Annotated in this window: 12 protein-coding genes; 4 read left to right on the top strand and 8 right to left on the bottom strand. The window is 73.8% G+C overall.

Features of this window, described 5'->3' with window-relative positions; genetic code table 11:
• Positions 1-331: 331 nt before the first annotated feature.
• Entirely contained in the window at positions 332-976 is a 645-nt protein-coding gene (locus tag ASF47_RS03505; RefSeq protein ID WP_082499946.1) for a 5-oxoprolinase subunit B family protein, read from the bottom strand.
• An 83-nt stretch (positions 977-1,059) separates the two neighbouring features.
• Positions 1,060-1,824, bottom strand: a complete 765-nt coding sequence (pxpA, locus tag ASF47_RS03500; protein ID WP_056862560.1) for a 5-oxoprolinase subunit PxpA — start codon at positions 1,822-1,824, stop codon at positions 1,060-1,062.
• A 61-nt stretch (positions 1,825-1,885) separates the two neighbouring features.
• On the opposite strand from pxpA, the gene ASF47_RS03495 reads away from it, so the two are divergent.
• Positions 1,886-4,114: a S9 family peptidase gene (locus ASF47_RS03495; protein WP_056862559.1), complete on the top strand. Its 2,229-nt coding sequence runs from the start codon at positions 1,886-1,888 to the stop codon at positions 4,112-4,114.
• A gap of 249 nt (positions 4,115-4,363) precedes the next feature.
• Positions 4,364-5,356, top strand: a complete 993-nt coding sequence (locus tag ASF47_RS03490; RefSeq protein WP_056862558.1) for a sigma-70 family RNA polymerase sigma factor — start codon at positions 4,364-4,366, stop codon at positions 5,354-5,356.
• 75 nt (positions 5,357-5,431) lie between these two features.
• On the opposite strand, the gene ASF47_RS03485 is transcribed toward ASF47_RS03490, so the two are convergent.
• From ASF47_RS03485 to ASF47_RS03465, 5 genes are all read right to left on the bottom strand, one after another.
• Positions 5,432-5,752: a hypothetical protein gene (locus tag ASF47_RS03485; RefSeq protein WP_056862557.1), complete on the bottom strand. Its 321-nt coding sequence runs from the start codon at positions 5,750-5,752 to the stop codon at positions 5,432-5,434.
• Between the two features lie 67 nt (positions 5,753-5,819).
• Positions 5,820-6,407, bottom strand: coding sequence for a dephospho-CoA kinase (gene coaE, locus ASF47_RS03480; RefSeq protein WP_056862556.1), 588 nt, complete (start codon positions 6,405-6,407; stop codon positions 5,820-5,822).
• A gap of 1 nt (position 6,408) precedes the next feature.
• On the bottom strand, positions 6,409-7,038 hold the full coding sequence (locus ASF47_RS03475) for a sulfotransferase family 2 domain-containing protein (protein ID WP_056862555.1): 630 nt from the start codon (positions 7,036-7,038) through the stop codon (positions 6,409-6,411).
• Positions 7,039-7,158: 120 nt separating this feature from the next.
• Positions 7,159-8,634 (bottom strand): 30S ribosomal protein S1, encoded by a 1,476-nt coding sequence (gene rpsA / locus ASF47_RS03470; RefSeq protein WP_056862554.1) that lies wholly within the window; start codon positions 8,632-8,634, stop codon positions 7,159-7,161.
• Positions 8,635-8,875: 241 nt separating this feature from the next.
• Positions 8,876-9,913 carry a phosphotransferase gene (locus tag ASF47_RS03465; protein WP_056862553.1) on the bottom strand — a complete coding sequence of 346 codons (1,038 nt, stop codon included), beginning with the start codon at positions 9,911-9,913 and terminating at the stop codon, positions 8,876-8,878.
• Positions 9,914-9,968: 55 nt separating this feature from the next.
• On the opposite strand from ASF47_RS03465, the gene ASF47_RS03460 reads away from it, so the two are divergent.
• Both ASF47_RS03460 and ASF47_RS03455 read left to right on the top strand, forming a co-directional pair.
• A complete protein-coding gene (locus tag ASF47_RS03460) occupies positions 9,969-10,886 on the top strand; it encodes an ABC transporter (protein ID WP_156697707.1) in 918 nt (305 codons plus the stop codon).
• On the top strand, positions 10,883-11,740 hold the full coding sequence (locus tag ASF47_RS03455) for a class I SAM-dependent methyltransferase (RefSeq protein WP_324251254.1): 858 nt from the start codon (positions 10,883-10,885) through the stop codon (positions 11,738-11,740). The genes ASF47_RS03460 and ASF47_RS03455 overlap by 4 nt, the downstream gene beginning before the upstream one ends.
• A gap of 111 nt (positions 11,741-11,851) precedes the next feature.
• On the opposite strand, the gene ASF47_RS03450 is transcribed toward ASF47_RS03455, so the two are convergent.
• Positions 11,852-12,784 (bottom strand): DUF3068 domain-containing protein, encoded by a 933-nt coding sequence (locus ASF47_RS03450; RefSeq protein WP_082499945.1) that lies wholly within the window; start codon positions 12,782-12,784, stop codon positions 11,852-11,854.
• Positions 12,785-12,904: the final 120 nt, after the last annotated feature.

Below are 12,904 nucleotides of genomic sequence, written 5' to 3'. Positions count from 1 at the left end.
CACGATTGGCATGACGTCCACCCCGGACCCACGCCCACCGCGCCACCCCTCACCGCGCCACGAAGCCCACCCGCGTGCCCGGGGACGTCGTGCCAGGAGAGGTCATGCCAGCAGACGTCATGCGGAAGGTGGATGCGCATCCACCACTCGCATGACGTCCACCCCGGACCCACGCCCACCGCGCCACCCCTCACCGCGCCACGAAGCCCACCCGCGTGCCCGGGGACGTCGTGGCAGGAGAGGTCATGCCAGCAGACGTCATGCGGAAGGTGGATGCGCATCCACCACTCGCATGACGTCCACCCCGGACCCACGCCGACCGCCCCACCCCTCACCGCGCCACGAACCTCACCCGCGTGCCCGGGGCCAGCAGCGCCGGGCCCGGGTCGAGCCGGTCGGGGTCCCACAGCACGGCGTCGGTGCGACCGATCAGCCGCCAGCCGCCCGGCGAGGCGGTGGGGTAGACCCCGCACCAGCGGTCGGCCAGCGCCACCGACCCGGCCGGCACCCGGGTGCGGGGGGTGGCCAGGCGCGGCACCGCGAGCTCGGCGGGTAGCCCGACGAGGTAGGAGAAGCCCGGGGCGAAGCCGCAGAAGGCGGCCGTGAGCTCGAGGGCTGAGTGGCGCGCGACCGCCTCCTGCACCGAGCAGCCCCACAGGGCGGCGACGTCGGCGAGGTCCTCGCCGTCGTAGTCGACCTCAAGGACCACGAGCGGCCCGTCGGTCGCCCGGCCCGTGGGGCGCCAGCGCGCGACCGCGTCGCGCACCGCGGCGTGGGCGGCGGCGTCGGCCAGCCCGTCGACGAGCACGGTGGCAGCGGCCGGCACCACGTCGGCCACGGGCAGGCGCAGCGCCCGCAGCCACGAGGCCAGCGCGGCTGCGGCACCGGCGCCGCCCACCTCCACGAGGAGGGCGTGCGGGCCGTAGGGCAGCACCCGGCGCGCACCCACGAGGTCGCTCCCGGGGTCACCGAGCACTCCGTCGCCGACCGCACCCTCGGTGGCGGAGCCCCCCGCCGCGCCGTGTCCCCGCCCGTCTCCCCGCCCGTCGCCCCGCCGGCTCACCCGGTCCGCCCCTCGACGGCGCCCGGCGGGGCGAAGGGTCGCAGGACGAGACCTGCCGCCTCCAGGGCCGCACGGACCCGCCGGGCCCGCTCGACCGCCCCGGGGTGGTCCCCGTGCACGCACACCGACTCCACCCCGCGTGCGACCGGCCGCCCCACGAGCGCGCCGCTCCCCCGGGTCGCGAGCGTGACCGCCCGCGCCGCCACGAGGGCGTCGTCGTCGAGCACCGCCCCCGGCTCGGAGCGCGGCACCAGCCGCCCGGCGGGGGTGTAGCCGCGGTCGGGGAAGCCCTCGAGCACGGTGCGCCGCCCGCCGTCGCGCGCGAGGTCGAGCAGCACCCCGGGCATGCCGAGCACGGGCAGGGCCCCGTCGTCGGTGACCGACCCCGCCAGCACCGCCGCGGCCTGTGCGGCGTCGTCGAGGGTGCGGTGGTAGAGCGCGCCGTGGGGCTTGACGTAGGTGACCCGGGTGCCGGCGGCCCGAGCGACCCCCGCCAGCAGCCCCACCTGGTCGGCGACCTGCTCGCGCAGCACGTCGGGCTCGACGTCGAGGGCCACGCGCCCGAAGCGGGCCCGGTCGTCGTACGACACCTGGGCCCCCACCGCCACCCCGGCGGCCACGGCCTGCTCGCACACGGCGCGCATGATCGCGGCGGAGCCGGCGTGGTAGCCGCAGGCGACGTTGGCGCTGGTCACGACGCCCAGCAGCGCGGCGTCGTCGGTGATCTCCTCGCCGAGGTCGGCGTTCAGGTCCACGGGCACGTCGCGACGCTACCGACCCGTGGCCGGTCGCGCCGCCGGAGCGCTGGCTAGGGTCGGCTGCATGTCTGAGTCCTCCGCCGCACCGTCCGGCACCGCCACCCCCGACGCCGAGGCCCCGGCGGCCCCCTCGGCCCCGCCGGTGGCCGACCGACGCCCCACCAGCCGCGAGATCCACGGGCTCACGCGCACCGACGACTACGAGTGGCTGCGGGAGAAGGAGTCCGACGACGTCACCGGCTACCTCGAGGCGGAGAACGCCTGGACCCGGGCGCGCACGGCCCACCTGGGCGACCTGCGGCAGCAGGTCTTCGACGAGATCAAGGCGCGCACCCGCGAGACCGACCTGTCGGTGCCCACCCGCAACCGGGGTCACTGGTACTACGCCCGCTCCTTCGAGGGCCGTGAGTACGGCGCGAGCTGCCGCGTGCCGGTCACCGACCCCGACGACTGGACGCCGCCGCAGCCGGCCGAGGACTGCGCCCCCGACGAGCCGGCCCTGCCCGGCGAGGAGGTGCTGCTCGACCTCAACGCGCTCGCGGAGGGCCACGAGTTCTTCTCCCTCGGCGGCTCGGCCGTCAGCCTCGACGGGCGCCTGCTCGGCTACGCCGTCGACACCGTCGGCGACGAGCGCTACACGGTGCGCTTCAAGGACCTCACGACCGGCGACCTGCTCGACGACGAGCTGACCGGTGTCATGGGCGGGGTGACCTGGCACCCCAACGGCGTCGACTGCCTCTACTCCACCGTCGACGAGTCCTGGCGCCCCGACAAGGTGTGGCGCCACCGCCTCGGCACGGCCCAGGCCGACGACGAGCTGGTCCACCACGAGACCGACGGGCGCTTCTTCACCGGGGTCGGGCGCACCCGCTCCGAGCGCTTCCTGGTGGTCGCGGTGGGCTCGAAGACCACCAGCGAGTACCGCTACCTCGACACCCACGCCGAGCCCGGCACGCCCGAGGCCGCCTGGCAGGTCTTCGCCGAGCGCGTCGAGGACGTGGAGTACTCCCTCGACCACGCCGTCATCGCCGGTGAGGACCTCTTCCTGGTCACCCACAACGCCACCGGCCCCGACTTCGAGCTGGCCACCGCGCCCCTGGCCCCGACGCCCGCCAGCGGCTGGACCCCGCTCATCGCCCACGACCCGAGCGTGCGCCTGGAGGACGTCGACGCCTTCGCCGGCCACCTCGTGGTCCACCAGCGCAGCAACGGCCTGACCCAGCTGCGCATCCTCGAGCTCGGCCCCGGGGGCGTGGGCGAGGACTACCTCGTGGAGTTCGACGAGCCGGTCTACACCGTCGGCTCGGGCGGCAACCCCGGCTTCGCCCAGCCGGTCGTGCGCATCGGCTACACCACCCTGGCCGTGCCGTCGTCGGTCTACGACTACGACGTGCGCACCCGCGAGCTCACCCTGCTGCGCCGTACCCCGGTGCTCGGCGGCTACGACCCCGCCGACTACGAGGAGCACCGGCTGTGGGCCACCGCCGACGACGGCGAGCAGGTGCCGATCTCGGTCGTGTGCCGCATCGGCGCGCGTGAGGACGACGGCGGCGGCACCCGACCGGTGCCGACCCTGCTCTACGGCTACGGCTCCTACGAGGCCTCCATCGACCCCTACTTCTCGGTGGCGCGCCTCTCGCTGCTGGACCGGGGCGCGGCCTTCGCCATCGCCCACGTGCGCGGCGGCGGCGAGATGGGCCGGCGGTGGTACGACCAGGGCAAGACGACCAGGAAGAAGAACACCTTCTCCGACTTCGTGGCCTGCGCCCGCCACCTGGTCGACACCGGCTGGGCCACCCCCGACACCCTGGTCGCGGAGGGTGCCAGCGCCGGCGGCATGCTCATGGGCGCCGTGGCCAACCAGGCCCCCGAGCTCTTCGGCGGCATCGTCGCGGGCGTGCCCTTCGTCGACGCCCTCACCACGATGCTCGACGCCACCCTGCCGCTGACGGTCACCGAGTACGACGAGTGGGGCAACCCCGAGGCCGACCCGGAGGTCTACGCCTACATGGCCTCCTACGCGCCCTACGACAACGTGGGCGACCAGGCCTACCCCCCGATCCTCGCCGAGACCTCGCTGCACGACACCCGGGTGCTCTACGTCGAGCCCGCCAAGTGGGTGGCCAAGCTGCGGGCCACCGGGCCCGACTCCCGCCCCCACGTGCTGCTGCGCACCGAGATGGCCGGGGGCCACGGCGGGGTCTCCGGGCGCTACAAGTCGTGGCACGACCGGGCCTTCACCCTGGCGTGGATCCTGGACCGGATGGGGCTGGCCGGCACCACACCCCGGTGAGCGGGTGAGGGGCGCCGTCCGGGCGCGGTGGGCCGCCGGACGGCGCCCGGACCGGCGGCCGACCGGTCCTTGGGGGTGAGGTTCTGAGAAGTGGCTGAGAGTTGACTGGTCACGCAACTCTCGGTGGTCGCCGAGCGTCGTGCTGGGTGAAGGCCCACCGCGAAGGACCGGAATCCTCCGGCCACGGTGGGCGTTGAACACGACGTGAGACGCACCGACTGCGCCCACGAGCAGAAGGAGAGGGTCCCGATGGCTAGCAGCACCGGCAGCACCGCCACCCGCACCCGGGCCACATCGACCACCCGAGAGATCGAGGGCCGCGACAGCGTGGGCCTCTACCTCGACGAGATCGCCCGGAACGCGCTCCTCGACGCCGCCACGGAGGTGGAGCTGTCGAAGACGATCGAGGCGGGGTTGATGGCCGAGCACCTCCTCGCTCAGGGCCGCATCGGCCGTCGCAAGGGCGGCGCCCCCCTCTCGGCCAACGCCGAGGAGCTGGAGTGGCTGGCCGAGGAGGGCCGCAAGGCAGTGGACACCTTCATCACCGCCAACCTGCGTCTCGTCGTGTCGATCGCCCGCAAGTACGGCCGGGCCCAGATGCCGATGCTCGACCTGATCCAGGAGGGCAACACCGGCCTCATCCGGGCGGTCGAGAAGTTCGACTACACCAAGGGCTACAAGTTCTCGACCTACGCCACGTGGTGGGTGCGCCAGGCCATCACCCGCGGCATCGCGCAGCAGGCGCGCGTCGTGCGCCTGCCCGTGCACGTCGTGGAGGAGCTCAACCAGGTCGGCGGCGCGCGCCGGACCCTGGAGCGCCAGCTGGGTCGTGACCCCGAGCCGGCCGAGATCGCCGCCGAGCTCGGCATGGACGTCGACCGCGTGCTCGACCTCATGTCGTGGGGCCGCGAGCACGTCAGCCTCGACACCCCCGTCGACGAGGACGGCGACACCAGCCTCGGTGACCTGATGGCCCAGGAGACCTCCCCCGGTCCCGACCTGACCGTCCTCGACACCGAGTCGCGCGACCGTCTCAACGCCCTCGTCGGGCACCTGGACGACCGGGCCGCCGACATCATCCGCTCGCGCTACGGCCTCACCGACGGACGCCAGCACAAGCTGGCCGACATCGGCGCCAAGCACGGCATCTCCGCCGAGCGGGTCCGCCAGCTGGAGCGGGAGGCGCTGCAGAAGCTGCGCCGCTTCGCCGACCCCGACCTGGCCGCCGGCTCGGCCGCCTGACCGCACGCACGACCGACGAGAGCCCCCGCCCCTCGGGCGGGGGCTCTCGTGCGTCCCGGAGGTGCCGCGGGCCCGCTACGAGCCGCCGCGGGCGGCGCGACGCTCCTGGAGCCGCTGCTGCGCGGCCTCCAGGTAGGCCAGGCAGGGCGCCTCGACCTCGGGGTGACGCTCGGTGAGGTGGAAGGTCCAGCGGTCCATGGCCGCGAGGTAGCCGTTGTCCTCGCCGGGACGGAAGGTCCACCAGGCCCGGGTGCCCTTGGCCGTCGTGGTCGAGCAGCGCACGCAGCTGATCTTGTAGACGAAGGCCTCGTCGGCTCCCACCTCGATCCTCACCAGCGCCAGGGCACCACCCTCCGCGCTGGCCTTGCGCTCGCGCGCCGATCGGCTCGCCACCATGTCGACCTCCTCGTCGTCGACCTGCGAGGCTACCGCCGCGCCCGCCGCGTCCCCGCAGCGCGGCGTCTCACCCGGCGACCAGACGCGCGTGCACCTCGGCCACCCGGGCGCGCAGGTCCTCCAGCGAGCCGGTGTTGTCCACGACGTACGTCGCCACCGCGCGCCGCTGCTCGCGGGTGGCCTGGGCGGCGATGCGCGACTCGGCGTCCTCCCGGGTCCAGCCGCGGTCGCCGACCATGCGCTCGAGCTGGAGCTCACGCGGGGCGTCGACGACGACCACGGCGTCGAAGTCGCCGGCGCGCCCCGACTCCACCAGCAGCGGGATGTCGTGGACGACCAGGTCGTCGGGCCCCGCGGCCGCCTCGGCCTCGGCGTAGCGCTCGAAGACCAGCGGGTGCACGATCGCCTCGAGACGACGCCGCGCCTGCTCGTCGCCGAACACCAGCCGCCCCATCGCCGGCCGGTCGAGGTCGCCCTCGGGGGTCAGCACTCCCTCGCCGAACTCCTCGACCACCCGGGCCAGCCCCGGGGTGCCCCGCTCGACCACCTCGCGGGCGAGCTGGTCGGCGTCGATGACGACGGCGCCCAGCTCGCGCAGCAGGCCGGAGACCGTGCTCTTGCCCGAGGCCACGCCCCCGGTCAGTCCGACGCGCACCTCAGAACTCGTAGCCGAAGCGCTTGAGGTCGCGGGCGAAGACCTCGGCGACCTTGTCGCGCATCGCGTCGGTGTAGCGCTCGCGGTAGTCGGTGGGGGTGCCGGAGTTCAACCGCGGGATCTCGGTGGGCCACTCGGCGCCGAGACGGTCGAGCACGGTGCGCAGGTCGGCCTCGAAGCTCTCCTGGCGACCGATGAAGTCGGCCGTGCGCTGCTTGGTGCGCAGGTAGGCGATCTGGGGGCTGTTGAGCTGCCCCTGCCGGTCGAGTCCCTCCATCACGAAGGACTCGAAGTCGGGGTAGCGCTCCTGCACCAGGCGCCACAGCCGGTTGCCCGCGAGCCGCTCGGCGGCCTTGGCGTTGCCCTCGGCTACGTACCGCTCGTTGCGCTTGATCATGGAGTGCCACGACAGCAGCCGGGCCCACGGGTTGCGCACGAAGCCGAAGATCCAGTAGTCGGCGAGCTCGGGGTGCTGCCTGAGCGCCGGACCCAGCTGGGCGTGGCGGCCCTGCGGCAGGTCGCGCACGTAGGCGACGTCGGGCAGCACCGCCTGGAGCATCGAGTCGATGGTCGACCCGCCGGTCTTCTGCACGTGGACGAAGAGCACGCGCGCCTCGTGGGAGACCATCATGGGCGGCAAAGTACCAGCCCCGCCCGCCGACGCCACGAGGGCCCGGCCACCTCTCGGTGACCGGGCCCTCGGGCGTCGTGCGGGGTGCTGCGTGGTGCGGGTGCTACGGGGTGCTGCAGATCAGCTCGCGCCGCCGGTGAGCTTCTCGCGCAGGGCCTGGAGCGCCTCGTCGGAGGCCAGCGAACCGCCCTCGGACTCCGTCTCGTCCTCGGTCGAGCCCGAGGAGTACGACGTGGCCTCGCCGGCCTCGACCTCGGCCACCTTGGCCTCGGCCTGCTGCTTGACGTGGGCCTCCCAGCGAGCGTGCGCCTTGGCGTACTGCTCCTCCCAGACCGCGCGCTGCTCGTCGAAGCCCTCGAGCCACTCGCCCGTCTCGGGGTCGAAGCCCTCGGGGTAGACGTAGTTGCCCTGCTCGTCGTAGGTCGCGGTCATGCCGTAGAGGGTCGGGTCGAACTCCTCCACGTCGGCGGCCGCGGCGGTCTCGTTGGCCTGCTTGAGCGACAGCGAGATGCGACGACGCTCGAGGTCGATGTCGATGATCTTGACCATGACGTCGTCGTTGACCTGGACGACCTGCTCGGGGATCTCGACGTGACGCTCGGCGAGCTCGGAGATGTGCACCAGGCCCTCGATGCCCTCCTCGACGCGGACGAACGAGCCGAAGGGCACCAGCTTGGTGACCTTGCCGGGCACGATCTGACCGATCTGGTGGGTCCGGGCGAAGTGCTGCCACGGGTCCTCCTGCGTCGCCTTGAGCGACAGGGAGACACGCTCGCGGTCCATGTCGACGTCGAGCACCTCGACGGTGACCTCGTCGCCCACGGCCACGACCTCGGAGGGGTGGTCGATGTGCTTCCAGGACAGCTCCGAGACGTGCACCAGGCCGTCGACGCCGCCGAGGTCCACGAACGCACCGAAGTTGACGATCGAGGAGACGACGCCCTTGCGGATCTGACCCTTCTGCAGCTGGGTCAGGAAGCCGTGGCGGACCTCCGACTGGGTCTGCTCGAGCCAGGCACGGCGGGACAGGACCACGTTGTTGCGGTTCTTGTCGAGCTCGATGATCTTGGCCTCGAGGGTCTGGCCGACGTAGGGCTGCAGGTCGCGGACGCGACGCATCTCCACGAGGGAGGCCGGCAGGAAGCCGCGCAGGCCGATGTCGAGGATGAGGCCGCCCTTGACGACCTCGATGACGGTGCCCTCGACGACGCCGTCCTCCTCCTTGACCTGCTCGATGGTGCCCCAGGCGCGCTCGTACTGGGCGCGCTTCTTGGACAGGATCAGGCGGCCTTCCTTGTCCTCCTTCTGGAGGACCAGGGCCTCGACCTCGTCGCCGACCGAGACGACCTCGGCGGGGTCGACGTCGTGCTTGATCGACAGCTCACGCGAGGGGATGACGCCCTCGGTCTTGTAGCCGATGTCCAGCAGGACCTCGTCGCGGTCGACCTTCACGATGGTGCCGGCGACGATGTCGCCGTCGTTGAAGTACTTGATCGTCGCGTCGATGGCGGCGAGGAAGTCCTCTTCCGACCCGATGTCGTTGATCGCGACCTGAGGCGCGTCGTAGTCGGGAAGAATGGAGATGGTGCTCGTCATAAGGGAAGTGTTTCCTTGGATGGGCAGAAGTCGTGCGGGCACGCCCGAGGTCGGGTTTCACTACCGGTGGATCGGTGCCCGGGGCGATCGCGACGCGGTGGGCGAGGCGGCTGGGCGTGGTAGCGAGCGAGGGTCCACTCCGTCTGGGACGCAGGCAGACTTCAGGCGCCTTGCCAGACTACGCCGCGGCGCGCGTGGCAGTCCAACCCGCACCCCTGTGCCGACACGCCCTCGGCGGGGCTCAGCCCGCGGGCTCGTCGGCCGCCGCGTCGCCGGCTCGGGCGATCGCGCGGAGCAGGACGTCGGCGCGCGCGGCGGCGGGGTTGTCGCCGCGTCGCGAGGCGAGGTCGACCAGCGCACCGAGGTCGGCGGCCCGGGCGAGCACCAGGGCCTCCTGCACGCCGACGCCCAGGGCGTCGGCGTACGTCGCGACGGCGGCGTCCTGGAAGACCGGGGCCCGGTGGTGGCGCACGAGGTTGCCCAGGTCGGTGAAGGGCAGCCCCGCGTGGGCGTACTCCCAGTCGACGAGGCCGGTGAGCCGCTCGCCGGCCGGGCGGGCGGGGTCGAGGAGCAGGTTCTTGGGGTTGGCGTCGCTGTGGACGAGACACACCCCCTCGACGGCGTCGAGCGCCGCCTGGGCGTCGACGGCGGCGGCGCGCAGGCCCGTCCACTCCGCCGGCGTGAGGTGGTCGAGGCGGTCGGCGTAGACCTCCACCAGCGCCGGCAGGCCGTCGACGTCGTAGGGCGGCTCGTGCACCCCGACGCTGAGGTCGGCGTCGACGAAGGGGCCCCAGCGCAGCATCCGGATCCCCGCCAGCCGAGCCAGCGCCGCACCGAGCTCCTCACCCAGGGCGGCCAGCGCCTCGTCGGAGGCGACCTCGGCGCCCGCACCCGCTGACCCGGCCAGCGGGTCGGCCAGCAGGTCGGCCAGCGGGTCGGCGCGGCGCAGGACCAGGTCGCCGCGCGTGCCCGGCAGGAAGGAGGTGACCAGCAGGCCCGGCAGCCCGCGGTCGGGGTCGCCGTGCCTGACCTCGAGCACCTGCGGCACCGGCACCGTGCCGCGCGCCAGCCGCAGCACCGCCGCGTCGACCGACGGCGCGACCGGACCCCGGCCGCCGGCGTAGATCCGCACGACCGAGCGCTCACCCCCGGTCTCGGCCAGGAAGGTCTCCCCGGAGAAGCCGCCCTCGAGCGGTCGGAGGCCCGCCGCGAGATCGCCGGGGGCGCCGGCGTGCTCGGTGGCGTGCTCGGGGGCGTGCTCGGAGGGGGGCACCGTCATGGCCAGGATGCTGCCACGGCCTCCGCGCGACGGCGCTGCGCCGTACGGTGAACCCGTGAGTCCCGACGTGCCCGACCGCCCCGCCCCCCGCTCCCCGCGTCGACCGGCGCCGGGTCGGCCGACGCCGGGCTGGCCCGCGGGCCTGCCGCGGGAGGTGCCCCGCGACCTCGGCGGCGTGCTGGGCGTGCTCGGCGGGGCGGCCATGCTCCCCGTGCGGGTCGGGGTGGCCGCCACCCAGACCACGCTCCAGCTGGGTCGTCTCGCGGCTCCCGACGGGCCCGTGCGCCGCCCGGGTGGCTACGCCGACCTGGTGCTGCGGGTCATCGGCGAGCACGGCTACGCCCAGCAGCTGGTGGAGCTGCTCACCGACGAGGACGGCCCGATGCGGCTGGCCCGCACCGTCAACGAGCTGATGGAGCCCGGTCGCCCGGTCGCCCGGCTGCTCGAGCGCGACGGCCTGCTCGACCGGCTGCTGGCCGACGAGGGCCCGCTGGCCCGGCTCACCGCCGCCGACGGCGGGCTGGAGCGGCTGCTCGGACCCGAGGGCCCGGTCGAGCGGCTGCTGGCCCCCGACGGGGCGCTCGAGCGGCTGCTCGCCGAGGGCGGCGCGCTCGACCAGCTCATCGCCCACGAGGGCGTGCTCGACCGGCTGCTGCAGACCGGCGGCGCGCTCGACCGCCTCACCGCCGCCGACGGGGTGCTCGACCAGGTGCTGCGACCGGGCGGGCTGGCCGACCGGATGCTCACCGAGGACGGCTTCGTCGAGAAGCTCATCGCCGACGGCGGCACCCTCGACCAGCTCGTGGCGCTCGGCGCCACGCTCGAGGGGATCCAGCCGCGCCTGGTGGAGATCGCCCGGATCGTGCCGGCGCTGGCCGAGTCGGCCGACGCGCTCGGGCGGGCCGTCGGCCCGCTGGGCGACCTGGCCGGCCGCCTGCCCGGGCGGCGCAAGCCGATGCCGCTCGCACCGTGAGCGCTCTGCCGCCGCAGCCCGACCAGGCGCCCGACTCCCGCTCCCACCCGCCCCTCCCGCCGGTGCGGGTGGAGCGCCGCGACGTCGGCGAGGAGGAGTCGCGGCGCGCCAACGGCCCCGACTGGGACCGCTACGCCGACGACTACCAGGCCACCCACGGGGAGTTCCTCGGCGACGCCGGCTTCGTGTGGGGTCCGGAGGGCCTGACCGAGGCCGAGGTCGGCGTGCTCGGCCCGGTGGCGGGCCGCGACGTGCTCGAGGTCGGCTCGGGCGCCGGGCAGTGCAGCCGCTGGGTGCGCGACCAGGGCGGACGCTCCTTCGGCGTCGACCTGTCCTACCGCCAGCTCCAGCACTCGCGGCGCATCGACGAGGGCACCGGCGTGGTCGTGCCCTCGGTGCAGGCGACCGCCACCCACCTCCCCTTCGCCGACGCCTCCTTCGACGCCGTGTTCTCCTCCTTCGGGGCGCTGCAGTTCGTGCGCGACCTCGACCGGGCCGTGGCCGAGACCGCGCGGGTGCTGCGACCGGGGGGCCGCTTCGCCTTCTCCATCACCCACCCGACGCGCTGGATGTTCCCCGACGACCCCGGCGAGGCCGGCCTGGTCGCGTCGCAGTCCTACTGGGACCGCACGCCCTACGTCGAGGTCGACGACGCCAGCGGCGAGGTGTCGTACGTCGAGCACCACCGCACCCTCGGCGACTGGGTGGGGGTGCTGGCCGGTCACGGCTTCGCGATCGTGCGGCTCGTGGAGCCGGAGTGGCCCGAGCACCACGACCGGGTCTGGGGCGGCTGGTCGGCCACCCGCGGCCGCTGGACCCCGGGCACCGCGATCTTCGCCTGCGACCTGCGCTGAGCCCGCACCGTCGAGGCCCGTGACGGCCCGTGACGCCGACAGGCCCCGGACCGCGTGGTCCGGGGCCTGCTGGTGGTGCGGGTGCGGCCCGCGACGGGTCCGCAAGACCGGTCAGCGACCGGCGGGCGTCCTGTCGCGGTGCGTCGTGCTGGCCGTGCCCGCGGTGCGCGGGCGCGCGCGCAGCAGGAGCACGGCGCCGGCGACGAGCAGCAGGCCGCCGCCGACGAAGCCGACGATCGGCACGGTGCGGGTGATGAGGTCGAGGCTCGCGATGTTCTCCTCGGCGTCGGCGACGTTGGTCGCCTGCTGGTCCTCGGTGAAGGCCAGCTGCAGGTCGAGGGCCTGCGTGCCGTCGTCGAGGTAGCGCTGCTGGTCGTCGGTCTGGTGGATGATCGCGCCCGTGCGCGGGTCGACGTAGATCTCCTTGACGTCGTCGTAGGTGCCGTTGAGCTCGAGCAGCGCGCTGACCACGATCGGCGCGTCCTGGATCTCCACGCGGTAGACGTAGGTCTCGAGGCCCATGACGTCCTCGGTGCGGTCGTAGACCGCGTCGACGCCCTCGCCGGTCACGCTGTCGAAGTAGGTGTAGGTGGTCTTCTCCGCGTCGAAGGGCCACTTGTTGACGACGCCCTCGTGGGCCGCGGCCTGCGCCGGCAGCTCGTCGGACTCGACCGACTCGGCGGTCGTGCGGTCGGTGGCGAAGAAGTCGTCGGCACCCGACAGCACCGACTCGTCGTCGAAGGCCGGGCACTCCTCGGTGGCCTCGGTGCCGTAGACGGCGCAGGAGCGGTTGAAGAACACCGCGGTGTCGTCGCTCGAGGCCTCGCTGTCGCTCTTGGTGATGCTGAGGGCGTAGATCGGCTCCGCCGCGCCCAGCTCGTTGGTGGCCGTGTCGAGGCGCGCCGCCTCACCGCTCAGCACCGTCACCGAGTCGACGTCGACGGGGGTGCGCTTCACGGCCCCCGGTGCCCACGTGAGGGCGACCACGGCCGCCACCACCAGGAATGCCCCCAGGCCCACGAGGACCCGTCCCAGAATCTTCATCCACTTCCCTCCCAGAAAGATCGATCGGCGAACCGTAACCCATCCGGAGGACGAAGTGTGCCTCCCGTCACAGGCTGTTACCGAACAGTAGGAATCGGTGGCCCGCGGCGCGCCTGTGCG

Origin of the sequence: Nocardioides sp. Leaf285 (assembly GCF_001422955.1) — a bacterium.
Taxonomy (GTDB): Bacteria; Actinomycetota; Actinomycetes; order Propionibacteriales; family Nocardioidaceae; genus Nocardioides; species Nocardioides kribbensis.
The sequence above is the reverse complement of the archived record's forward strand: the minus strand, read 5'-3'. Positions and strand labels throughout refer to the sequence as shown.

Coding starts and splice junctions, on each gene's coding strand:
- ASF47_RS03485 (WP_056862557.1), bottom strand. CDS start 5,752: ATGGTGGCGAGCCGATCGGCGCGCGAGCGCAAGGCCAGCGCGGAGGGT.
- rpsA (WP_056862554.1), bottom strand. CDS start 8,634: ATGACGAGCACCATCTCCATTCTTCCCGACTACGACGCGCCTCAGGTC.
- ASF47_RS03465 (WP_056862553.1), bottom strand. CDS start 9,913: ATGACGGTGCCCCCCTCCGAGCACGCCCCCGAGCACGCCACCGAGCAC.
- ASF47_RS03450 (WP_082499945.1), bottom strand. CDS start 12,784: ATGAAGATTCTGGGACGGGTCCTCGTGGGCCTGGGGGCATTCCTGGTG.
- ASF47_RS03495 (WP_056862559.1), top strand. CDS start 1,886: ATGTCTGAGTCCTCCGCCGCACCGTCCGGCACCGCCACCCCCGACGCC.
- ASF47_RS03490 (WP_056862558.1), top strand. CDS start 4,364: ATGGCTAGCAGCACCGGCAGCACCGCCACCCGCACCCGGGCCACATCG.
- ASF47_RS03475 (WP_056862555.1), bottom strand. CDS start 7,038: ATGATGGTCTCCCACGAGGCGCGCGTGCTCTTCGTCCACGTGCAGAAG.